This window comes from Paenibacillus sp. UMB7766-LJ446 (assembly GCF_030226665.1).
Taxonomy (GTDB): domain Bacteria; phylum Bacillota; class Bacilli; order Paenibacillales; family Paenibacillaceae; genus Paenibacillus; species Paenibacillus vandeheii.
The window spans coordinates 752,625-776,808 of the sequence record NZ_JASOYM010000002.1 but is presented as its reverse complement, the minus strand read 5'-3'; the positions used below and the strand labels follow the sequence as shown (position 1 = coordinate 776,808).

The window sequence follows — 24,184 nt, the reverse complement described above, 5'->3', positions numbered from 1 at the left end:
TCCCCTCCAAGTGTCACTTGAACCCTCATGATAACATGAAGGTTTTTTCAAGTGTCTACTTAAAGGGGATAATACCAGTTTGAAGGGTTTTCCTTAATTACAGACGCTTAAATAAGTTAACGAAATTATTGTTATGTAAACCAATTACCAGCACTTTTATTTGTTTATCCCAGAATGACATAAAACCTCCATCATATGTAAATCGTAATGGTGAACGCACGAAGGAGGATACATATGAAAAGTCACGTGCATCGAAAAGAAGGAGAGAAACTGAGCTGGATTAGTCTTTCATTATTTGGAGCGGGATGTACGCTGGGAACGGGTTTTTTCCTTGGGACAAGTCTGGCTATTCATTGGGCCGGTTTATCGGTGCTTATCCTTTTGGTGCTGGCTGCTGCCGGGACTTACTTTGTATTTGGCGCATTGGCTCAAATGACAGCAGAAGATCCGAAGGAAGGGGCTTTTCGAACCTATGCCGGAGAAGCCTTCGGGCCATGGGCCGGTTTCGGTAGCGGTTGGATGTATTGGTCTTCCGAAATGCTGATTATGGGGAGTTCATTAACGGCACTCGGGTTGTTCTCTCAATTTTGGTTTCCCAAGTTTCCATTATGGGCATTTGTAGCGGTATATGCATGCATTGGATTGTTCATCGCCGCATTGGGAGCCAAAGGGTTAACCCAAACCGAGAATGTGCTCGCAGTGATCAAGCTGGCTGCAACGGTTGCTTTTATTGGGATTGCCGCAGCGGCTTGCCTGGGCTGGTTAGATGTGAAGATTACCCCGCAGAAAATAAATAACGAATGGTTTCCTCACAAAATAAAAGGCGTGTGGACCGGATTTATTTATGCCTTTTTTGCTTTTGCCGGGATTGAGATCATGGGTTTGATGGCAGCCAAGCTGAAGGAACCAAAGGATGCAGTCAAGTCAGGCCGAGTCATGCTGTTAACCGTCAGTGCGCTATATGTTGTGGCGATTGCTTTAATTCTGCTGCTGGTGCCAGCCGCGAAGTTAACACCAGACGAGAGTCCACTCGTCAAAGCGATGTCATCGATTGGATTTACGGTCGTGGTTCATATTCTCAACGGAATTTTGATTATAGCCGGGTTCTCCACGATGGTTGCTTCAATCTATGCGATAACGTCCATGTTGGTTAAATTGGGTGAAGACGGAGATGCACCGAAGATGTTTACGAAGACATGGGGAAAAAAGAACATGCCTCTTCATGCATTGGGATGCACTGCGGCCGGATTAATACTTTCTACCCTATTGGCATTATGGATGCCTAAGAGCCTGTTTGAATATATAACTACCGCAGGCAGCTTGGTATTAATGTATACCTGGCTTCTGATTTGCATCACGTATATCAAGAAAATGAAACCGACGAAATGGAATCGTATCAAAGTATGGATCGCTATGATTCTTATTGTTGCAGCAGTAGCTGGGACTGCCATGGAAAAAGCCAGCAGAACAGGTCTGCTGGCAAGTATAGGTCTTGTTATATTGATTGCCTTGATTACCTACATTGTAAACAAAGTACGGAAACCACGACCATCAACATCCACTTAACCGTCAACGTTTTGATTTCTTGGGTACAGCTCTTCCATGCGTCTTAGCCAATCTGCTAAGTGATAGGTTCTTGAATAGCTTTACTAAGGTGCCTAGTTGCAGCTATTTCGTCAACTTGCCAATGGCTTGCTTCATGCGCAGGAACGGACATTTGGAAGGGGCCTGCTCGTCATCGGGCAGGAAATATTGTTTCCATTCCAGATTATCCTGCTGTCCATACCACATGAGCGATGGGTGAGCCGGAACGGCGTCATAGGCTGCTAGGCGTTTACGAATCAAGGTTTTCATTTTACGGCCAAGAGGTGTGTTCTCATTAATGGATTCAAACACCCACCTTGGTTGAAATGCAAACATCAGATAAGGGAAGTGCCGACTGGCTCTAAGCTCGTGCGCGGGAGTGGCACAGAAACAAAAATAAGGTTCCCCTCCAAAGCAGAATTCCCACGTGGCTTCATGCGGATCCGTCGAAATATGTTCAGGCCAAGCAGCCTCATCGAGTGTGCTTACCCGGTTAAGCATCTCCCAGAACAAGGACTGATACTGCTCTACCGTTGTGTTGTTTTTCAAATCATCCGGTGTCTCGCAAATGACCACCAAGGAAGCGTATTGTCCCGTGTTCCGGGAAACGGGTCCATATTGACTAAGTAATTCTGCCATGTCCTTGGCAGCAGCTTGTGTACGCGGATCACATGTGAATCCGTATCTCAGATGGCCGGATAGAAAACCCATCCGTCCGGGTACACATGGATACGTATTCCCCTCATCTGCTATCATATTGGCGAATTGTGAATAAGCGTCCTGCTGCCATTCGGGCAGATCTTTAAATAATGGTTTTATTTCATCGGCACTGTACAGCTCTGCCATGAATTCCCCAACTCCATTCCACATGATACCGTTAACGTATTACTGCGGATGGCGTTGGGTGACTGTCCAGTGTCTTTTTTATGTCAGAAAAAGATGGAGCGTACAGCTTCATATCCGAAGTACAGGCCGAAACCGATCAGGCAGATGCCTGAGATGATGGAGATCCAGCGCAACACGGCTTCGTTGCTGTGTTTATGAAATCGACTGGCCATGCCAGCCATGATAACGTCCCATACAAGAATTCCTATGAATATACCAGAGCTGTATAGTAGCAGATGAGCGGTGTCAGTATGCTTCACGGTTGTAGCAAGAATAGAGCCGTAAATTCCGAGCCAGAATAAAATATTCAGCGGGTTGGATAAGGCCATCAGGAAGCCAGAGACAAAGGATTTTCCAACTTTCGCTTCTGCTGTAGAAGAGGTCTGAATGCCGTCTTTTATCTTGGACAGTGTTTCCACACCGGTATACACCAGAATAAAGCTGCCAAAAGACCAAAGAAAAGAGCGCATGAACGGCGTGTCCAGAAAATGGGCAACTCCAAAATAAATCAGGAGCATGTACACCAAATCGGCAAACATGGCTCCGAGACCCAAAATCCAGGCATGCATGAATCCATGGTGGGCCCCGCGATCCAGTTGAGCCGCATTAATCGGACCAATCGGAGCTGATAGTGAGATTCCCAGAATAATATAACTAAACAGTACAGACATATACGCTTTCACTCCTTAACGGGTTCGACGAATTGTACCGGTAAGTTATACACAATGGGTACAAGTCATCGTATTCCCGTTTGGAGCGAATTAGAACAAGCTGTCCGTACATTATAATGTTATTGCATTAAACGCTCGGAGATTCCACATCTAATTGAACAGGGGTGCAATGGTAACCGTTGCACACACTCTCTTCGCATGGACAAGCAGACAACCCGATGATCAGATCCATTAAGGCTTCCATCTCAACATAATCTCCGGCACTGGATTCGGGGGCAATAACATCAATCTTTCCCTCACCGTCTACAACAGAATTCATAAACAGGTTGAAAGGATAATGTTGATCCGGGGGGACGATGCCGAACGGTTCCAGGGCCGTATTCAAATTGTGATAACAACTGGGATGATCTTTTTTATCATATAAGACCTCATACATTTCCGGACGACAGGCCGAGTTGAAAAAATCATGAATACCTACAGTTTCTTGAACAATGGAAATGAGAGGTTCATACCGGTTAGAATACAGACATTGACCCGGTTTAATCCTGTATGTGCGTAGCACATCGAGTGTTACGCCGGGATCAAGCCGATTATTGATATTTTGCGCATCATAAGCAACAAAATCAACCACCTGCTGTCCCTCCAAATCGGTTATACGAATCCGTGACCCTTTTTTTACTCTAAGAGCATAGCCTGTTTTGGCAGGAATATGAATGGACTGCTTATAGAACCCCTTAGAATTCATCCGTATTTCCTCCGATGTTTTAAACTCAGTATGCGGAAATGACGTTCATTTCATGCGCTTTATGAGTGATGTAGCCGATGATTCTAAAGGGTATGAGTATCTTGAATTTGGTGCAAAAATGTAAAAACTAAATTTTATACTGGAAACATTGGATTACCTTTCATTCCGACCCAAAGTTCGGATGACTCCAGCTGGCCAGCCAGATGAAGTAACCAATCTTCACGGCCTTTTGTTGCCATAATTTGTACACCCATGGGCAGCCCTTCAGGAGTCAGATGCACTGGAACACTCATGGCTGGTTGACCCGTCAAATTTGCGAGCTGTGTGAAAGGGGTGTACGTGAGACTTGGTTCAAACATCTCGTAAATCAACTGCTGCTGCTGGCTCTTGTCCAAATCGCTAATACGCATCAGATACTGAATCTGTTCATCATGAGGCGTCAATTCTCCGATCTTGGGTGCTGGAAAAGCATTGACGGGTGTGACATAAAAATCATACCGTTCAAACAAGGTGGACATTTGGGCTGCGGCAACATCCCACTCCGCCAGACTATGCACGAATTCGGCAGCGGATACTTTTTTGCCGGCTTCAGCCAGAACCCAGGACTCGATCTCCATATCATCCGATGTTAATACTCTGCCCATTGAACGTTCCATGGAAGAAATCATCGCTGCCATTTCGCCGCTGTTCATCATGTAATAGTTCTCCATCAGTTTGACACCATTCACCGGACTCAGTTTTTCTTCAACTTCGTGACCTTGTTCTTCCAGCCAGCGAACCGTCTTATATACCGCTTCTTTGGCTTCATCACTCACAGGTGTACCTACAGGTGAAGCTGTCGTGTAAGCGACTTTCAGTTTGCGTTGATGAGGATAGTTCATATCAGCCAGATAGCTTCCCGGAAAGAGGGGAGCATGAAATGCCGCCTCGGGTTGAATGACTTGCAGTGTATCCAGCAAAGCAGCGCTGTCGCGAACAGAGCGGGATAGGGCAAAATCAATCGATGCACCCTGCCACTGACGACCGACCCCCGGCCCTACGGGTGTACGTCCACGTGTAGGCTTGAGTCCGAACAATCCGCTGAATGAAGCAGGGATTCGGATTGAACCGCCGCCATCACTGGCTCCCGCAAGCGGTACAATACCCGAGGCTACTGCGGCAGCAGCACCTCCACTTGAACCACCTGGCGAGTGATTGGTATTCCATGGATTACGACTTGAGCCGTGAAGACGGGGCTCGGTAATATTTTTCAAACCGAATTCCGGCGTGTTGGTATGACCAATGATAATGAATCCTGCATCACGCAGGCGGGAAACGAAGTTGGAATTCCGTTGTGCACGATGCTCACGGAGAAGACGTGAACCCGAGGTGAGAATTTCACCCTCCATGGATTGGGATATATCTTTTAAGAGCAAGGGCACGCCCGCAAAGGGCTGTTCTCCCGGGCGAACCATCCCCGCTTCCTGACGTGCACGTGTTTCATATGTACGAATAACCGCGTTAAGCTGCGGATTCACTTCTTCCAAGCGGGCATACGCCGCTTCCAGCAATTCGACCGGAGATATCTCACGGGCGCGAACCAATTCAGCCAAACCTATGGCATCGTAGGATGTATACGAAAATGATGAAGATGGAGACATGATGATCGTTCCTCTCTAAATTGACTTGATCTACTATTCCATATGTCATCGTACCACCGGAATAGTGAAAAGACAAAAGGCACCGTACATCTCAATGGATGTGCAGTGCCTTGACTAATTATATTGTAAGAAGTTCAATCAATTCGTACGAATCTTGGGTGCTGCGTCAGCCGGACTCGCTGAGCGTTCCTGTTGTTTGGAGATAGCGAACAAGGCAATCCAGATGAGGATGAATCCAACCAGCTGCTCCCATGTAATTAGCGTACGGAATGCAATCCAGTTTACCAGCACACCAGCCATCGGGAAGCTCAGTTCCGCAAGCGTGGCAACAGAAGCTTTGGTAGAAGAGAGGCCTTTGTAATATAACAGAAGACTCAGTAACCCCGGCAGCAATGCCTGGCCTAGAATATTGAGTGCCACAGCCGCCTGCTCACCTGTACCGGAAGGGAATGTCCAGGCAGCACCTTCGTTCCACGTCATAAAGATCAGCAGTGGCAAGGCGACGACAAAGCGCAGGGAGGTGACCGTTTCATAACGGGTTTGCCCCAGCATAAGCCGCCCCATAACGGTTGAACCGCCCCACAATGCAGCGGCTCCCAGCGATAACAGACTGCCAGCATGAACCCAGTTGTCCCAGTTCCCAAGAGGAAGGGTAAATCCGAACGTAAGCAGGTACGTTCCTGCAAGTGCTATGACAAATAGTCCACCGAAGCGGCGTGGCAATGTTTCTTTTAAGAGTAACTTAGCCAGAACAATCGCAAATAACGGCTGCATCTTTTGCAATAACAAGACGGTATTGGGATCGTTATGTGTAAGCGCAAGAGTAAATAATACCGTAGCGAGTGCCGATCCTCCCCAGGAGATAAAGATTACGGCAATCCAGTGACGTGCGCGCAGGTTTTTCAGATCAGCACGGAACTTCCACAGGACGGGAATCGCCACAAGGCTGACAATAATATGTTCCACCAGCACAATCTGAGTGGAGGTCATCGTTTTGAGCAAAATAATACGAAACAGTGGATCTACACCCCACAGGGCGGCGCCGAGTACGACGAGCCAAAATCCGGTATTGCTTCGTTCCTTACGGTAAACGGTTGATGCAGGTTGGGTCTTTTCCATATTCAGGACTCCTTCGTCAGAACACGGAATCTTCAGTTGGCAAAATCGACAAAAGCCCCCGTTTTGGTATACACCAAATAAACGGGGGCTCAATCATTGACATGTCATACGGAAAGAAGCCTATCCGTAAAGGCATGCCAATGTGTTGATCTTCTCTCATCCGGACTGTACCGTCGGCCTTGGAGTCACACCAAGTCAGTCGCTGAATGACCTAAGTTGAGTCAAACAGCGAGTCGCGGGCTGGTTCCGAAGAACATCACCGCCGGTTGGGAATTGCACCCTACCCCGAAGATCCTATTCAATTATAAGTGTGTTGAACAAGTTGTAACATTAATAAGTTCATCTTATTCCTGTAAGCGCTAGCAGTTCAAGTGTTTTTTTAGAATATGATATTCCAGCTTCCTTGTTGTCTGCGTAGTAATACAATCTGACCTGCATGATAGGCATCGTGAAGTATCCAGCGGGCAAGTTCATGTGACCATTTTTCATTCGTATCCATGTAAGGGGCTTCGAGGTCTGAATCCTCTAATGAAGCGAGCTGATCACGAAGCTGCTCGGCTAATTGTGTTGTATTTTGCATAAGCGTACTCCAGCCAGCGGTGTCGGAAGGGTCTCCGGAGTCTCCGAAGGTAGATTCATTGTTTTCGGCAGGTGTACCGGAGGGAGGTGTGCCCTGAATGCGACTCAACAAACGAAAATTGTAATAATACATATGGTTAACCAACTGCCAGATGCTTAATCCACCGGTTGATGGAACCCAGGCTGCCAGTTCGGCAGTCAGTCCATCGAGCGCCTTGGATAAAGGCACAATCCAATTACATTGGTCCCAGGTGTCATCTTTCTGAATGAGCAATAGTTCTGTTGCTGAGGTAGTCATTGATTTTTTCCTCCCTAAGATGAATTCATGGTAACTAGCTAAAGCGCTTAAAAGTGGTTACAATTAATATAACCCAAACTTGAATGAATGTAACTATCTTTTTAATTTTAAATGGTTACATTTTAGCGGAGGTACTATGGATAGACTATGGACTGATTTTGTGAACAGTGATTATCATGACTGGCGTGGCGGAGATCGTTCGGAGGACAGGCTTGGCAAAATCGAATGGCAGGAAGCATTCATTAAACAATGGCAACTGAACGCGCCTATACCTGCTTCTTCCGAAGAAGAGAGGGCTTTGAGAAGCTTCAGAGGCGAATTGCAGGCTCTTGCAACTCGTTTAGCTGCCGGAAACCCATTATCGGACAAGGATCGGGAATGGCTTAACGCCATGATGGGAGAAGGTCAGGTTACCAGAAGGCTGTACTCTGGAGACGAGGGACTAAAACTTTTGCTGGTTCCCGTAAAATTTCATTGGCAGCAGGTTATGGCGGAGGTCGCAGCTGATTTTGCCGTCACAGTGGTTGAAGGGGATGCAGGAAGGATTCGGATCTGTGATAATTCGGACTGCCGATGGTTTTTTTATGATGATACGCGTAGTCGGACCCAGAGATATTGTGATGACAAGATGTGCGGTAACCTGATGAAAGTTAGAAGATTTCGGGCAAAACGGAAGGTGGATCAGCAGAAAGAGTAAGGCGTATGTACAGAGTGTGTCATTTGCTGAACTTTGCGGAAGACAGGGAATTATTCGAAGGGAGTTCTTTAAATTCAAAATTGCATGTTTCCATTTACTGCTATATAATATATATGTACTTAAAATAATTTAGTGGATTATTCAGTTAGTCATTCAGTCAGTCAGAGATCAACATCCGGGATTCAAGCGTATATCCAACAAAAAACAATGATTGGAGATGTGTCTTGTGGGGACAAGTTATCTACTGAAAAACGGTTGTGTATTGTCTATGGATTCGTCGGTAGGTCAGTATAAAAGGGCAGATGTTCTAATTGAGGATTCTCTTATTACTGCCATCCAGCCCGATCTGAGTTGTATGGAAGCGGAAGTGATAGATGCATCGGAGATGATCATACTTCCCGGACTTGTTGATACACACCGGCATATGTGGGAGTCGCTCGTAAAAACAGCGGGAACCAACTGGTCATTGCCGGTCTATCTGCAAAACCTCTACTATGGGGCAATGGGAAGCAAACTCCGCCCACAAGACGGCTATATCGCCAATTTGTTGGGTTCTTTGGAAGCGCTTAATGCAGGCGTAACCACGGTGCTTGACTGGAGTATGCCGTATTCAACAGAGCACACGGATGAACTGATTCACGGACTTCAGGATGCAGGTATTCGGGCGGTTTTCGCTCATGGCGTACCCGGTGAGACACCCTACTGGAACAGAGAGAGCCACCTAACCTATTCGAATGATGTGAGAAGGGTCAAGGAACAGTATTTCTCTTCACGGGATCAGTTACTGACGTTCGGTCTTGCCATTCGTGGTCCGGAGTTCAGCCATTGGGATACCACGGTGAAGGAAATTCAGCTTGCCCAAGAGCTGGATGCTATATGTTCGATGCATGTTGGCTTTGGAAGCTGGGGATCTGTAGATCGTTCGATAAGTAAAATGTATGAAGCTGGTTTACTGAGTCCGGGTCTGAACGTTGTACACGGAAATACGATGGATACGGATGAGTATAAAATGCTGGCCGATAGCGGTGCCTCACTGTCCGTCACACCGGAAGTGGAAATGATGATGGGGCATGGGTATCCGGCAACGGGTTACTTTCTTGAAAATGGAGGAACGCCAACGCTTGGTGTAGATGTTGTAACATCAACGGGTGGGGATATGTTCTCCCAGATGAAATTTGCTCTTCAAGCAGAGCGTTCCAGGGGGAATGAACAGCTTTTACTGCAGGGTGAAATGCCTGGTGAGCTTAATCTGCAATCCAGTCAGGTTCTGAGATTTGCAACTTCTGCTGGGGCGAAGGCTCTGGGACTGGAGCGGAAGATTGGCACGCTTACTCCAGGTAAAGAAGCCGATCTGATTATGATTCGAACCACAGACCTTAACCTGTTCCCGGTGCATGATCCGGTTGGAGCCGTCGTTCAATTTGCCAATCCATCCAATGTGGACACTGTGTTTGTAGCAGGTCGGTTGGTGAAGCGCGAAGGTAAGCTGCTGCATGTCGATCTGAATGAGGTCCGTCGGAAGGCTTTGGCAAGCAAGGAATATTTGCTATCTCAATATCGGATGTCGGATGCAGAGCGAATTGTATTTTCATAAGCTTCGTGTTCCATGTGAATGAAAGAGAAATTCTGTTACGGAATGAAAAGAGATTAGATGTTCTCATCTGTCTAATAGATCTAATAGCGTTTCAATCGAAGGGCCGCATAGGGATATGCGGCTCTTTAACTTGCGTGTTTATTGTAAACCACGCAAAGTTAGCTAGGAATGGACAGCGGAATAAGGCGAAAAGATCCTTCATTTGCATAAGTGCATCTAACAACGAACAAAGAATATTAAGGCGGCGAAAAGAACTCTCGAAAAACTGCGCATAATATAAATTATACGCAGTTTTCTTTTAAATCGATTTTCATATTCATCCCTGTCCAACAGATCATGATAAATTTCGTCTGTAACGAGAAAAATATACCATCATTCCAAAATAAATTTAACAAAGCAACGCGACAAAGTGTAGAAATCAATAGTTTTTTATAGTTGGTCGTTAAGATAGAACAAACGACTTTTTCATAGAACAGATGAACCCAACAAAAATATCTGAAGTAAAGAGACACATTTTATCATTTTCAATACGAGAGGAAACTGTGTATGAATCAAAACCAGAATCGATCTTCCCTATTTAGAAAAAAGCCGATTGCCACCGGTGATAACGAAAGCAACATGTTGAAAAGGGTACTGGGCCCCTTAGATCTGATGACTCTCGGGGTAGGTGCGATTATCGGTACAGGAATCTTTGTATTAACAGGTGTTGCTGCTGCAACATATGCAGGTCCCGGTTTGGTACTGTCTTTTCTGCTGGCAGGTATAATCTGCGCCTTCGCTGCATTGTGTTACTCCGAGTTCGCATCCAGTGTGCCTGCTTCGGGAAGTGCGTATACATATAGCTACACCGCTTTTGGTGAAGTCATTGCCTGGATTCTCGGATGGGATCTTATTCTGGAATATGGATTTGCGAGTGCGGCTGTGGCCAGCGGTTGGTCAGGATATTTTCAAACGTTATTGTCCGGATTCGGATTGGAATTACCCCATGCGCTCACCAGTGCATTTAATCCGGAAAAGGGAACCTATTTTGACATCACTGCAGCGATGATTACGTTAATCATTACATTCCTGCTCACCCGAGGTGTAAAAGAGGCTGCACGTGCCAACGGAATCATGGTGGCGATTAAAATTATCGTGGTGTTGATCTTTATCGGTGTGGGTGTATTCTATGTGGAGCCGGATAACTGGCAGCCGTTCCTTCCGTTTGGAATGTCAGGGGTAACCGCAGGGGCGGCAACGGTATTTTTTGCTTATATCGGTTTCGATGCTGTCTCTACAGCCGCTGAAGAAGTGAAACGTCCACAACGCGACTTGCCCATCGGTATTATCGCGTCCCTTGCGATCTGTACCGTCCTCTACATTGTTGTATCTTTGATTCTGACAGGGATTGTACCTTATCACATGCTGAATGTGAGTGATCCGGTTGCCTTTGCCTTTGAATTTGTTCAATTGAAAGGACTGTCATGGATTGTTTCACTTGGGGCCATTACAGGGATTACCACTGTATTACTTGTTATGATGTATGGTCAGACACGTTTGCTATATTCCATGTCACGGGACGGTCTATTGTCTCCGGTATTCTCCAAAGTCAGTGGCAAAAGCCAAACGCCCGCTACGGGAACTTGGGTTGCTGGGATCATCGTCGCTTTATTCTCGGGTTTCATCTCACTTGGCCACTTGGCAGAGTTAACCAACATTGGGACACTGTTTGCGTTCGCGGTTGTGAGTCTGGGCATTATCGTGCTGCGTAAAAACAACCCGGAACTGAAAAGAGGATTCCGTGTGCCTTTCGTTCCACTGATCCCTATTCTGAGCGCTGTTGGCTGTATGTATCTCATGACACGTCTTGCGGCTCTGACCTGGATTACGTTCTTTGGCTGGTTAATTATTGGTTTAATCATCTACTATGCCTACGGTCGCCATCACAGTCACTTGAATCCGGCACGGCGAATTTCGGACACGTTCAAAATAACAAAAAGAAAGTAGAAGTCATAGCTTAAGCCACATCATAGAAACATCGTGGGAGACATCGTGATGAGTTATTAAATTTATTTTATAAAAGCGGGTTTATAGTAAATGCAGTTAGCTGAAATTAGTCTCATGCTGCGTCGCCAAAGCGACGTGGTATGGGGCTTTTTTCTGTAAAAGCAGATCATGCATTACGAAAGAAAGCAGGGATGGATAGAGAGAGCTATGGGTGTCTAATACGTGATAGATCTGTCATTGTCAGCGGAACCAGGGTTGCGGTCAGGGCAAATATGACATATATTTGGGGGTGTGACATGCCATCAGACATAGGAGAGGGGATGTATCATGGACACACCATTACATATCAATCAGTATCACCGAAATTCGAATTTCGGCTTTGCTTTGGCTGACTCAGCCGTGCTTGCTGAAACAAAGCTAATCATTTCACATCCAGAAGACAAGAACAAATATCAGTTGGAAATTGATCCGCAGCGCCGTTTGAAGGATGGACGCAAAGTGTCGGTTGTAGCGCAACATATGGAGACACCGCTGGATCGACAAGATGCCATTATCGTATATGGAGAAGAGCTGGGGTTTGTACAATATACGGTTCCCTTGGGACCAAACAGTACATGTTCACTCGCTCCTATTGAAGGAATAGATCATCCGATCATATTGAATTGGGCTGATTTTGCAGAAGGAGAATATGAACTGCGAATTTCCTTGCACATCAAAACACCACGTATTGCAGAGGGACAGCTGGAGCCCGAGCAGCAAGCCATGGTGAAATATGCTCAGGTCGTAACCGTAGCGATCTGTCTGTTTCCAGCCGAAGCTGTGCAGATGAGTACAGCACCGGAAGCTGTATGGACACGGGAGAATCATATATTTGACTCCTACGGAAGGGGTGGCTTCATTCTCGCAGATCTGCCTCGTATGGAGAAGCGTGTAGAAGAGCTGATCGGTTCTGGAAACCATAATCTGATTGAACAATTCGGTGAGGGCGACCTTTCGGACACCTTGCTGGAAGAAGGTCTAATGGCGATTGTCTGGGGAATTACGCCATGGTGTTATTCAATTTTTTCGGCCCCGGTTGAAGATTCCAGAGCCAAACTTTCGATAGACAAGCTGGGTGATGAACCTCAGACCACGGGAATATACCGTGTGCATCCCGAAAGTAAACAATTAAGCATCGTGCCTGTGAACGAATTGGCTGATTGGTCATCCTGTTCAAAGAAAGAATGGCCTGTAATCGAGGTTGCGGGTGAAGGAGAGACGCTGCGTATGGATCTGTATGTTCAGATCTGTGAATCTGTGAATGGACTGCATGAGAATCGGTTGCCTTCATTTGTACTCACTCGTAGTAAAGGACAGCCCGAGGCGATTATCCCACTAATCGATGTCGTAATTGTAGATTAATAAATAGAAGTGTGGTGACGAACACAGATGTTGACCGAAGAGATTCAGGAGCAATACGCCGATGAGCTTGAAGCTTTTCATATATGGATGAAAGATGCAGGGTACACGGAACATACGGTAAAATCATACACAGGTGATGTTGCTGAATTTCTCGTCTCTATTAATGGAAAGTCACTGGAACAGGTTAAAAAGCTTCATGTGTTATCCTTTTTGTCCCGAGCTCGGGAACGCGGGGTGAGTGATTCGACGCGGAATCGGAAACACGCAGCTGTGAACTGTTTTTATAAGTCATTAATTGAACTTGAATTGGTGACCAATAACCCCGCTTTCGGGATCAAGAAGTCCAAAACCGAGCAAAACCGTGCCCCCGTCTTTCTTGACGAAAACGGTTTGGAACGATTTTTGCAATCGGTCGAGGGAAAATACCGTACACGAAACCTGGCTATTTTTCTGTTAATGGGATACATGGGATTGCGGGTCGGAGAGGTACATGCCTTGAATTGCAAAGACTATAATGTGGAACGGCGTACGCTGAATGTGTTCGGTAAGGGCCGGAAATGGCGTACACTCCCTGTGCCTGAGACGGTTGCTGAACTGTTATCCCAAGCTCTTCAGGAGCGCCTGGATCCTTGGCGGGCGAAGGAAGAGGCGTTGTTCGTCTCGCAAAAAGGGAAACGGTTGTCGATTCGCAGTATTCAGCTCATATCGACGGAAACCTTTGAACGTTTTCAGCAGGAATCCGCCTCCAATCAGCGTATAAACTATTCCAGTCACAAACTGCGTCACTCATTCGCAACCATAATGCTTAGACGCGGAGCAGACCTGCGAACGGTGCAGGAGCTGCTGGGACATTCCTCCATTCAGACCACTACAGTATATACTCATGTAACCAGCCGCGAGAAGGAGCAAGCGATGGCCTTGCTGGATGTCAAACTTCCTGCATTTGTGGCTGATATGTAAAAGGTAAGCTTCGTTTATATAAATATATTGAACTAAAGAATATTTACACTTGCCACTCCGATGACAGAACAACTTTCCGATCGCTATTATCCCCAGATTTTTTTTGAATCCCTTATATAAAGGGGGAAATCCAGGGATAAAGGCGAGGTGTATGCTTCCGATGTAGCTTTCTTTCAGAAAGCTTTTAGCTCCGCTTCTTCAGGTTATTTCTGTCCTCTCCATTATCGTGTAAATGTTTAGTTCAATTTATTTTGAAGCAAGTAATGATAGAGAAACCTGTCCAGAACGACAGGTTTTTTTGCTTTTTGATGTAGAAATGCATTAATACATTTAATGGAAGTATAAGTATTAATCAGAAATTATTATATAACCTCGTTTTTATTAACAGAACAATTATTATGTAAACTTAAATGTGGAATCAATGTTACTGCATGACCAAAGAACCACTCGAATCCTCACAAGGAAGCCAAGGAAGATACAAGTGGTTCTTTAGTTGTACACCTTTTGTTAGGTGCTCATTATACAATAACGCGATCAGTCAGAAGCCTGATTTATTCCAGTCCGGCAATCTGTTCCTTCAATTTGTTCGCAGAGGCCTGGAAAGCGACTTTCTCCGTCTCATTCAATGGAAGTGGCAGAATCTCACGTACGCCATTGCGATCAACTACACATGGAACGCCCAGATATACATCGGATACACCATTATAATCTTCCAGCAATGTGGAAACGTTCAGTACGGAGCCCTCGTTGCCCAGAATAGCAGCCACGATACGGTCCAAGGCGAGCGCAATTGCATAGGAAGTGGCTCCTTTGGCATTAATAATCTCATACGCCGCATTTTTGGTCCGGTCAAAAATATCCTGCTGTGTTTCTTCATCCAGCTCCAGGTCGGTTCCTGCAACGTTAGCAAGGCTCCATACCGGTACTTCGGAATCGCCATGTTCCCCGATAATATGAGCGTGAATGCTGCGTGGATCAATGCCTTTGTTTTTACCAATCAGATAACGGAAACGTGCGCTGTCCAGTAACGTACCGGAACCAATCACACGGGAAGCTGGCCAACCGCTTTGCTTCCACGAAGTATAGGACAAAATATCTACAGGGTTGGTAGCAATCAACAGAATTCCATGGGAATTCACCTCGGTAATACGTTCAATGATCTCTTTGAAAATGCTTGCATTTTTCTTCAGCAGATCAATTCGAGTTTCACCTGGTTTTTGGGAAGCACCGGCAGTAATAATAATGATATCTGCGTCTTTGCAGTCCGCGTAATCGCCTGCCCATACTTTAACGCCTCCGGTAAATGGGAGACCGTGGTTCATATCCAGCATTTCGCCGGTAGCCTTATCATGATTCACATCCACAAATACCAACTCGGACGAACGCTGTCTTAACATCAGCGTGTATCCCGTTGTTGTTCCCACCGCACCCATGCCTACAATAACGACACGACTTGGTTTGAGCGCTGCACTGTTTACCATTTTCATATCCTCTCCTTTTTGGGGTATACTTCCATCCATATTAAGGGATAAGCGTGTGAAAAGCGAGCCGCGTCTATAAACTTTCTCACATTTCATGTCTATTTGCGGAAGATTTCGTCGAAACCTGATTAGCGTTTCGCAGAAGAAGCAGGTGCAGCCAAAAGATCGCTTTCACCTTCCGGAGAGTGGAGATGATCCTTTTCGACATCGTTTGTGGTAGAATAGGAGCAGTGGATTCAGATGAATCGTAAAAACAACATGAATGGACAGGCATGCGCGCCTGCTTATTGTTTGAGAGAGGTGGAAACCACTTGCGTTCGCAATGGATCAAAATCGCGCAGACAGTACTGCTGTCTTTCGGTATAGCTGCTCTGCTGGCGGCTTGCACCGATTCGGAACAGCCCCAGGTGTCAAAGCCGCCGCAGGAGCAAGAAGATAACGGGAATATGGGCCAGACATTAACTGTTGTCCCCCCTGCAAACAGTACACAAGCTGCGGATACAGCCAAATATCAAATTCAGACCCGGTTAACCGATTTCCAGCTGCTGAACGGGAATGGTGGATTAGCATGGGGAGTGACACGGAATGCCCTGCGTCTGTATTATACTCAGGATCAGGGGAGTACCTGGATTAACATCTCACCTTCGGAAAACGTACAGTTTCCGGCGAACCCGCAGTATGGACAAAGCATTTATTTTGTAGACAGTACACATGGATGGATTGTTCGTGAAGGAATGGGCGGAACCGATACGATGGTTCTCCGGACCAACAACGGAGGAGCAAGCTGGAGCCTGTCCTCTTTGTCGAAGACGGATAAGGTGACTGCCATCACATTTGTATCTCCTGAAAAAGGCTGGATACTGACCACAGTGGATACTTCGATTGGCAAGCAAGACAAGAAATTGTATGTTACCGAAGATGGCGGTATTACCTGGAATCAGATGACGTCGAGTGACGAGGACGGCAAACCAGCATCTGCAGAGATTCCTACACGGGGTTATACAACAGGCATGACTTTCTCGGATTCGGATCACGGGTTCTTGACCGCTCTGGAGTTCGGTACACCGAAATTGTATGTTACATCTGATGGTGGCCAACATTGGAAGGCTGGACCGTCGTTCTTTGACCGAAACAAATTTAACGGGTGTGGTAACTTTAACATCAGCTCGCCGCAGTTTTTTGGACGGGAAGCCCAGACAGCCTGGATGTCGATATCCTGTTCTCAGGGGGAAAGTACCAAATTCAACGGGTTTTTCACAACCAATGGCGGAGAGAGCTGGCAATTATCAACGTTCAGTCTCAATAAACAAACTGGAATCAATCGTGGTCTCACTCCTACATTTCTGAATCCCTTGGAAGGCTGGGTCATGCAGAAAGGCAAGACATATTACACCAAAGATTCAGGTAAAACCTGGAAGGCACTTCCTGTAAGTAAAGTATTGGAAAACATTCTCGAAGACTACCCGGAGATCGTCAAGCTCCAGATGGTTTCTTCGAAACTAGGCTGGATTTTGGTCGAAAATACGGATGCCAAAAGATCACTGTTGCTACAAACCATGGACGGTGGAGTACGTTGGAAAGTACTATAATTGCGTTGAATTACAACGCAGTTTGAAGAGGAACCTGCGGGTTTCTTTTCATTTTAATTACTTTGTGAATTAAATCACAATAAATCCCTTCAAATGATGTTATATTGAATTCAAGAAGAGATGGGAGTGATGAACATGAGAACGAATGAACAAGCTCAATTCACGCAGGCGGACGAGTTAACCAGATACATGCTCCAATTATGCTACACATGTGATGATGCCAACCGTTGTACAACCGAGGAAGAAGTCAAAGCCTGTATGGCAAAATATGCACAAGCAGATGAACCTGAACAGACGGATGGTGGAGAAGTAACACGCGGATACATGGACCTGATGTACGCTTAGTTATCAAAACAGATCAAAAAAAGCTGATATATCAACGTTTTGCCCCCAATAGGGGGCTTTTCTTATATGAAAAAACACATAAACAATAAGATAAACTGAATAACATTAACTGCAGCATACTCAATTTCAATACTTCAGTAAATTTATTTATGTTTGTCTGCATTCTTTTGCATGTTCTGATGAATAGGATAACTATTGGGTTCCGAAATACAAAGTATCTGTGTGCTAAATAACAAACGCCATTAAGGAGAGCTATTGAGTTCTAGCCCTCCTTAATGGCGTTTAATGAATTCAAAGATTGACATTGAACTTCAAATTAACTTACGACTATTTTGAGGAATTTATATTAATCATCGGAATAAACCGTAGCATTGAAACTTTCGGGACCCAGGCGCAAGTTACTAACATTGAAACTTGGATTATAGGTGAATGTAGCATACACAGAATAGACAAGCTGACCATTTCCTGGTGGCATCACATTATAATCCGAACCGCTAAATCTGAATACGCAAGGACTGAAAAATGGGTTGGACAGAACGATAGTACCCACACGATAAACAAGCTGTTGTGAACTGCTTAACCCTCGGTATACTTCTATGACGAGATTCCCGTTAACAGGCAGCTGATTTGCTGTGACTTCAATGATGCCCGAAAAAAGAGTTCGAATCAATGTTCCCGGGTTGCTAACTTGCAGGCCTACTTGTGCAAACAAGAGCGGGACTCCATTGGTAAAGCTTGGAGTAACAATGTTCTGACCATTGGAACCTTGAGAAGTCCTTGCATCTAATGTTTTAACCATGGGATGCCCTCCTTTCTCAGATGAGATCCGGTACTAAACAGAATTAATCGTCACTGTAAGTGACCGCATTGAAGCATTCTGGTCCAACACGTGTGGCTTGCTCCATTGGTGACACGGGAACAAATGTCAAATAACAAGAATAGATAAGTTGTCCAGACGGTGGGGCGGAGACATTATAATCGGAGCCTTCAAAACTTGCTAATATGCTAGCTTCAGCTGGGAATATAGGTTGAGAAACGACATAGATTGGCGTGCCTGTATGGGTGGAGCCTCTGAAAATTTCAATCAATATTGAAGAAGGTTGGGAAGACAAATTGGCCACCGAAATTCGATATGTGCCATTAAATTGAGTTCGAATCAATGGCCCTGGATTTGAAATATTAAGTCCTAGTATGCCTACCAAGGTGGGCGTGTTCTGAGCGAGGGGGACATTAAGCGGATTAACTCCGTTGGATCCTAAAGAGGTTCTGGCATCATGTGTACGAACCATAGTTTTTTCCTCCAATCTATTATTTTGAATATCATATGTAGCTAGATTGAAAGTGTTGTCCGCATAGTGGTAAGAAGTTTCTGTGAACTATAAAACAAAAACACCCTGCGGATGGACTTTTTAAAGTGTCTATTCTATAGGGAATTAGAATAATGGGCTTTTCTTCATTTTAATTATTTCATTCAATGCCATGCACTCATATAGTATGCAATCATAGTATATAGACAAGATCATTTTCTGAGAGGAGAGTTATTCTATTGCCAAACTCTACAGGCTTGCTCTATAACTCACCAACCGGTATAAATATGGCTACTCAGATTATTGTCACTTGTATAAACGACTCGCTTAATGTCCCAGTTAATATTGAGATTGAAGTTTTTAAATGGGACACAACACAATCCATGCGGATACCTATAGGACATGATTTGTTTCAACTTCTTCCTCAAGCCACTCGAAGTTTAATTTATGGGCTTACCAATGCTGCTTTTTACGAAATCCAGAGCGATTATTTCAGTGCGACCAGTACAATTATTAATGTTTACGGCGTCGACTCTACAGGTCAGGTCATACAACGTGTTCTTCAGTCAGAAATGTCGTTAATAGACCGATTTACTAATATTCCATAATAAAAGGAAGGTGATATCGTTGGCCGTTGTTAATATTACAGGAGCTTTGGGTGGTAGCCAATTCGAGCCTTCAATTGCAGTCAATACGCTGGATACTAATATCATGTGTGTTGTTGCAGTGGATACAAGTAGCGGACCGACCTTAATTGGATTTTATCGTTCCTTGAATGCGGGAAATACCTGGTCCACATCATTACTTCCTTTGCCTGCGGGATTTGCAGGTGCGGAAGCTCCAACTATAGATTACACCTTCCCAAGCACATTTATTGTAACTGCACACGTATTTAACGGCGATTTAGATGGTACTATAGTAAGTTATACTTCAGCAGATAACGGAGCAACTTGGGCAGCTCCAGTTATTGTGCAAAGAGGTTACGGAACCGTTGTTCATAACGATGAACCTTACATTGCCGTAGATCGTTCTCCCGGGAGCCCTTATCGAGGGAATGCCTATGTTGGTTACACTCCGCTTGCAACAACATCTTCTTCAATCTTTGTCCAGAGAACCCTTGATCAGGGAGCGAGTTGGGAACAACCCCCTAATCGTTTATCCGATCCGAGGGGAATCCATGATCGCTCATCAATTGCAATTGGTTTCTCTGGAGAGGTCTATGCCGGATATATCGTCACTGGTCCCGATAGCCCATCTGCCCTTTTACGTATCTCTTATAACGGTGGAATTAACTACGAACCACCTATAAATCGACAATCTACATTCATATCCTCCGTTGTACCAGCACCATCCCCATTACCTGTACCGAATTACGCTTTTCGAGTGCAGACCAATCTGAGTCTAGGAGCAGACATATCGGTAGGACCTAACAGCGGGACAGTTTACGCTGTGTGGAATGATGCCAGAAATGGCTACACAGATGTACTGTTATGCCAATCTCCGGATGGGTTGTTATGGTCCGATCCTATAAGTATTACAGGAGCACCAGCAGGTTCACAAAATTTCTTTCCATCGATCACCGTATCTCCGTTTGCTGGAACAATTAGGGTTATATATTACTCCAATCGTATTGACGGTTTTTTATTGGATGTATATGTTGCAGAGTCTTTTGATGGAGGGATTACCTTTACCAATCGTAGATTGACTACGACTTCGTTTAATCCCAATGGAATATCACCCGTACCTACTGTGCTTATTGGGGATTATATTACTGCTGCAACCTCTGCACCAGACAATCTTGCCGCTGTTTGGATGGCTACCACGCCACCAACCGGAAAATTGGATGTATATTTCGGAACCTGAATGAAGGAGCTATCTCTCCAAAAAAATAATAAAACAGAGGATGCCTGGTTCAATGGACTGGGTATTTTTATCTGTTGAATAACGAAAACTGGAATAGTCTTTTTATCCCCCGGTTAATTTGAATTCCAAATAACAATTTCCTTGTTCATGCGCATATATATTACAGAAGACGGGTCAAGACTCCGGCTGTCCTAGGTTTGATGAACGGAGGGGAGAGACATGGGCATTGAATCATCCTGGATGTTTGATTTTTTTGGAACCGTCTTTCCGGTAGTATTCGTCCTGATTATAGGTATTGTTCTGCTGTCGGTAGGGAAAGAAGTATGGAGATGGGGCCGCAATAACTCAGAACCTCTGCTTACCGTACCTTCACGTATTACCAGCAGGAGGATACAGATGAGTCAGTCGCACTCCGAACCAGGAAGTACAGCCCGTACGCTTTATTACATCACTTTTGAAGTGGAGAGCGGGGATCGTCTCGAATTCAAGGTGAATGGTGATGAGTACGGCTTGTGCGCTGAGGGAGATGAAGGTCGACTCTCTTTCAAGGGAACGCGTTATGTAGGCTTTGAACGCTACAATCGTTTGTATTCAGAGCGTGTACGCGGATAAACCGGCTGGCTTGCGCCACAGTGGCGTAAGCTTTTTTTAATTTCTTTTAGGGACAAGCGTTTCTTAATGGGGCTAACGTGTATTTATATAAGAAGAGACTTAGTTCAATTTTATGGTCCATAATCAGTGAGTTGTATGTAAACTTATATGATGAAAGGACCATCTCAATAGAGGAGGAAATGATGATGTCATTTACAGATCAAATTGTGGTTGTGACGGGAGCAGCCCAGGGAATCGGGCGAAGCGTGGCTGAGGCCTATGCGGTAGCAGGGGCTAAAGTCGTACTTGCCGACTATCAGGAAGCAGAAGGGGCAGCGGCGGCAGCTTCCATTCGTAATGAAGGTGGAGAAGCCATTTTTGTCCAGTGTGATGTACGTCAAGAAAAGGATATAACGAATCTCATTCAAACTACAATAGACGAATTTAAACAGATTGATGTGCTCGTCAACAATGCAGGTGTTTCCAGATGGAAGTCTCCCTATGAGCTAACGCTGGAAGAGTGGGACGATATACTCAATACGAATGTGCGAAGTTGCTTTCTCGCAAGCCGGGAAGCGGCCAAACATATGAAGCACAACGAAAATGGTGGGGCAATCGTGAATATGGCCTCAACACGTGCGTTTATGTCAGAGCCGGAAACAGAGGCCTATGCTGCGTCCAAGGGTGCGATCGTGGCGTTGACACATGCATTGGCGGTCTCATTGGGCAAGGACCGAATTCGGGTCAATTGTATCAGTCCGGGATGGATTGAGACAGGCAATGTTGAGAAATTGAAGCCAGAGGACCATGAACAACACCCGGCAGGACGAGTGGGCGTTCCTTCGGATATCTCCCGCGCTTGTTTATATTTGTCCGATCCAAGCAATACCTTTGTCACAGGGACCAACCTGATTATTGACGGGGGCATGACTCGAAAAATGATATATGAGGACTAGTACCGGGATTTATCCGGTCGATTGTAAACTTTTGAAAACATAGCAGAAATAAGCCCAAGTTAAGCACTTGGGCTTATTTGTTTTTGATAACTCGGTTGCTATAATAAATGTGATTTTACCACAGTACAGGAATGGAGGGAGAATATGTTCGGGAACTCATCCCGGAAAGTGTTTTGGCTATTACTGCTGATTGGAGGGATTATAATGACAGGCTTTGAATCTACTGCTGATGCTGACGCAGATATACGAGCAGCCTGGGTATGGCAGGCCAAATCTGTCAGTGATGGAGGAAATGAGCTGCTGGAGAATGCAGCTAAACATAAGATTAACAGACTGTATGTGAATGTGGATATGAATCTGTCAGAGGAGGTCTATCAGACGTTTATATCCAATGCCAGCAAGGCTGGAATTGCAGTTGAAGCTCTTGGAGGAGATCCGTCATGGGCAGTGAGTGGTCGTGAAGGTCCGATGCTCAAGCTGGCGTCCTGGGTGAGCAATTACAATCTGGCTGCAGAGCCGGAAGAACGATTTGACGCCATACACCTGGATATCAAGCCCTATGTACTGCCACAGTGGAAAGAAGATGCCAAGCCGCTGGTGCAATCCTGGGTTGCCAATATGAAGCTATTACAGGAAAACGTGAACCAGGCCGGGGCGGTTGAAGTGAATGTTGACTTGCCTTTTTGGCTGGATTCTTACACCGTGACGGGCAGCAGAACGACTGATGATGCGGATAACGAGTCATTGTCACACTGGTTTATCGGGCAATTTGATCATATTACGCTGCTCGCTTACCGTGATAGTGCGCAAGGAAACAATGGAATTATACGTTTGGTAGAACAGGAAATGATATGGGCCGACGCGAGAAATGGTTCTATTACCGTTGGGGTAAATACCAAGCCGATGCCTGGGGAAGAGTTCACTACGTTTGCCGGCAAAGGTGCAACGCAATTGGAGAGTGTGGTAAAGGAGGTAGCCTCCGCATTCACGGATCATGCTTCCTACGCAGGTTCGGCTGTGCATGACATCGTGTACTGGGGGCAGCTGGAGCCAGAGGAACAGCCTGAACCCGAGGAACCGACCAATCAACCGGAAATTCGAGGAACCTACATCTGGCAAGCTTCTCAGGTTACGAATGACGGGGGAGACCACATTCTGGAGTTCGCCAAAGCGCAAAACATTAATTGGTTATACGTGAGGCTTGATCTGGATCAACCGTATTCCAGTTATCGCAGTTTTGTGAAACGTGCTCAGGCTCAAGGGATTGAGGTCCATGCCATGGGTGGCCATCCGATCTGGGGCAAAAAGGAGAACCGCCCACGGATACAGCGCTTGATCAATTATGTGAAAAATTATAATGCCGAATCTGAACCGGATGAACGTTTTAAGGGCATCCATCTGGATATCGAGCCATACACCCTACCTGAATGGGAATATGATCGGGATACACTGCTGACCGAATGGGCTGCGAATATTGCTTATTTCCATGATGAGACGAAAAAGGACAGTGATCTGGAAACGAGTGCCGATCTGGCCGTCTGGCTCGATACGTTACCGTTACCGGGTAAAGACATGTCTGTCAGTGAATACATGATCACAACACTGGATCACGTATCCCTAATGGCATTCCGTAACATTGCTGAAGGCTCCAATGGAATTGCGGATGTCGTTAGTCAGGAAATGAAAATCGCGGACCGTCTCGGTAAATCACTTTTGATCTCGGTGGAGATGAAAGAGAATTTTGAAGGCAGACATATTTCATTTTATGATAAGGGAGCAGCGGAAATGGAACGTCAGCTCGCACTGCTTCCAGAACTGTTAAGCGAGTATAAAGCCTACAAAGGCAATATCGTTCATGCTTACGATTACTGGATTCAAGCCAAGCCCTAAATA

Annotated in this window: 22 protein-coding genes and 1 riboswitch; of the genes, 13 read left to right on the top strand and 9 right to left on the bottom strand. The window is 45.5% G+C overall.

Annotated elements, in window-relative coordinates; translation table 11 throughout:
• Positions 1–234 precede the first annotated feature (234 nt).
• Positions 235–1,566 carry an amino acid permease gene (locus QP794_RS08225; protein ID WP_285075760.1) on the top strand — a complete coding sequence of 444 codons (1,332 nt, stop codon included), beginning with the start codon at positions 235–237 and terminating at the stop codon, positions 1,564–1,566.
• Positions 1,567–1,668: 102 nt separating this feature from the next.
• Here the strand turns inward: QP794_RS08225 and QP794_RS08220 are convergent, their stop codons facing one another.
• The 6 genes from QP794_RS08220 to QP794_RS08195 all read right to left on the bottom strand — a co-directional run bounded on the left by QP794_RS08220 (position 1,669) and on the right by QP794_RS08195 (position 7,521).
• Entirely contained in the window at positions 1,669–2,430 is a 762-nt protein-coding gene (locus QP794_RS08220) for a YqcI/YcgG family protein (RefSeq protein WP_285075759.1), read from the bottom strand.
• Positions 2,431–2,513: 83 nt separating this feature from the next.
• Complete coding sequence (locus QP794_RS08215) at positions 2,514–3,140, bottom strand: LysE family transporter (protein WP_285075758.1); 627 nt, start codon at positions 3,138–3,140, stop codon at positions 2,514–2,516.
• A gap of 127 nt (positions 3,141–3,267) precedes the next feature.
• Positions 3,268–3,885 carry a DUF1989 domain-containing protein gene (locus tag QP794_RS08210; protein ID WP_285075757.1) on the bottom strand — a complete coding sequence of 206 codons (618 nt, stop codon included), beginning with the start codon at positions 3,883–3,885 and terminating at the stop codon, positions 3,268–3,270.
• A gap of 134 nt (positions 3,886–4,019) precedes the next feature.
• Complete coding sequence (locus QP794_RS08205; protein WP_285075756.1) at positions 4,020–5,525, bottom strand: amidase; 1,506 nt, start codon at positions 5,523–5,525, stop codon at positions 4,020–4,022.
• Positions 5,526–5,663: 138 nt separating this feature from the next.
• Positions 5,664–6,644, bottom strand: a complete 981-nt coding sequence (locus tag QP794_RS08200; RefSeq protein WP_285075755.1) for a DMT family transporter — start codon at positions 6,642–6,644, stop codon at positions 5,664–5,666.
• Between the two features lie 144 nt (positions 6,645–6,788).
• Positions 6,789–6,941, bottom strand: a riboswitch (FMN riboswitch).
• A gap of 82 nt (positions 6,942–7,023) precedes the next feature.
• Complete coding sequence (locus tag QP794_RS08195; RefSeq protein ID WP_285075754.1) at positions 7,024–7,521, bottom strand: DinB family protein; 498 nt, start codon at positions 7,519–7,521, stop codon at positions 7,024–7,026.
• Between the two features lie 136 nt (positions 7,522–7,657).
• On the opposite strand from QP794_RS08195, the gene QP794_RS08190 reads away from it, so the two are divergent.
• The 5 genes from QP794_RS08190 to QP794_RS08170 all read left to right on the top strand — a co-directional run bounded on the left by QP794_RS08190 (position 7,658) and on the right by QP794_RS08170 (position 14,159).
• Positions 7,658–8,218, top strand: coding sequence for a CGNR zinc finger domain-containing protein (locus QP794_RS08190; RefSeq protein ID WP_285075753.1), 561 nt, complete (start codon positions 7,658–7,660; stop codon positions 8,216–8,218).
• A 226-nt stretch (positions 8,219–8,444) separates the two neighbouring features.
• Positions 8,445–9,812, top strand: a complete 1,368-nt coding sequence (locus QP794_RS08185; RefSeq protein ID WP_285075752.1) for an amidohydrolase family protein — start codon at positions 8,445–8,447, stop codon at positions 9,810–9,812.
• A gap of 546 nt (positions 9,813–10,358) precedes the next feature.
• Entirely contained in the window at positions 10,359–11,798 is a 1,440-nt protein-coding gene (gene bcaP / locus QP794_RS08180; protein WP_483311880.1) for a branched-chain amino acid transporter BcaP, read from the top strand.
• Positions 11,799–12,125: 327 nt separating this feature from the next.
• Positions 12,126–13,199: a hypothetical protein gene (locus QP794_RS08175; RefSeq protein WP_285075751.1), complete on the top strand. Its 1,074-nt coding sequence runs from the start codon at positions 12,126–12,128 to the stop codon at positions 13,197–13,199.
• Positions 13,200–13,226: 27 nt separating this feature from the next.
• Positions 13,227–14,159 (top strand): tyrosine-type recombinase/integrase, encoded by a 933-nt coding sequence (locus QP794_RS08170; RefSeq protein ID WP_285075750.1) that lies wholly within the window; start codon positions 13,227–13,229, stop codon positions 14,157–14,159.
• 551 nt (positions 14,160–14,710) lie between these two features.
• Here the strand turns inward: QP794_RS08170 and QP794_RS08165 are convergent.
• Positions 14,711–15,640 (bottom strand): L-lactate dehydrogenase, encoded by a 930-nt coding sequence (locus QP794_RS08165; protein ID WP_094939858.1) that lies wholly within the window; start codon positions 15,638–15,640, stop codon positions 14,711–14,713.
• A 311-nt stretch (positions 15,641–15,951) separates the two neighbouring features.
• Here QP794_RS08165 and QP794_RS08160 point away from each other — a divergent pair, with 311 nt between their 5' ends.
• Both QP794_RS08160 and QP794_RS08155 read left to right on the top strand, forming a co-directional pair.
• Positions 15,952–17,229 (top strand): VPS10 domain-containing protein, encoded by a 1,278-nt coding sequence (locus QP794_RS08160; RefSeq protein ID WP_285075749.1) that lies wholly within the window; start codon positions 15,952–15,954, stop codon positions 17,227–17,229.
• A 135-nt stretch (positions 17,230–17,364) separates the two neighbouring features.
• Complete coding sequence (locus QP794_RS08155) at positions 17,365–17,574, top strand: hypothetical protein (protein WP_024632043.1); 210 nt, start codon at positions 17,365–17,367, stop codon at positions 17,572–17,574.
• A gap of 346 nt (positions 17,575–17,920) precedes the next feature.
• Here QP794_RS08155 and QP794_RS08150 read toward each other — a convergent pair whose 3' ends face one another.
• Together QP794_RS08150 and QP794_RS08145 are read right to left on the bottom strand one after the other, a co-directional pair.
• Positions 17,921–18,373: a hypothetical protein gene (locus QP794_RS08150; protein WP_285075748.1), complete on the bottom strand. Its 453-nt coding sequence runs from the start codon at positions 18,371–18,373 to the stop codon at positions 17,921–17,923.
• Between the two features lie 43 nt (positions 18,374–18,416).
• Complete coding sequence (locus QP794_RS08145) at positions 18,417–18,863, bottom strand: hypothetical protein (RefSeq protein ID WP_285075747.1); 447 nt, start codon at positions 18,861–18,863, stop codon at positions 18,417–18,419.
• Between the two features lie 257 nt (positions 18,864–19,120).
• On the opposite strand from QP794_RS08145, the gene QP794_RS08140 reads away from it, so the two are divergent.
• The 5 genes from QP794_RS08140 (at position 19,121) to QP794_RS08120 (ending at position 24,181) form a co-directional block, all read left to right on the top strand.
• Positions 19,121–19,489: a hypothetical protein gene (locus tag QP794_RS08140; protein WP_285075746.1), complete on the top strand. Its 369-nt coding sequence runs from the start codon at positions 19,121–19,123 to the stop codon at positions 19,487–19,489.
• A 19-nt stretch (positions 19,490–19,508) separates the two neighbouring features.
• The gene (locus QP794_RS08135; RefSeq protein ID WP_285075745.1) at positions 19,509–20,744 is read left to right on the top strand and encodes an exo-alpha-sialidase; all 1,236 of its coding nucleotides are present in this window, start codon (positions 19,509–19,511) and stop codon (positions 20,742–20,744) included.
• A 219-nt stretch (positions 20,745–20,963) separates the two neighbouring features.
• A complete protein-coding gene (locus tag QP794_RS08130) occupies positions 20,964–21,356 on the top strand; it encodes a DUF2500 domain-containing protein (RefSeq protein ID WP_024632039.1) in 393 nt (130 codons plus the stop codon).
• A 185-nt stretch (positions 21,357–21,541) separates the two neighbouring features.
• Entirely contained in the window at positions 21,542–22,291 is a 750-nt protein-coding gene (locus QP794_RS08125; protein WP_285075785.1) for an SDR family NAD(P)-dependent oxidoreductase, read from the top strand.
• Between the two features lie 204 nt (positions 22,292–22,495).
• Positions 22,496–24,181, top strand: coding sequence for a hypothetical protein (locus tag QP794_RS08120; protein WP_285075744.1), 1,686 nt, complete (start codon positions 22,496–22,498; stop codon positions 24,179–24,181).
• Positions 24,182–24,184: the final 3 nt, after the last annotated feature.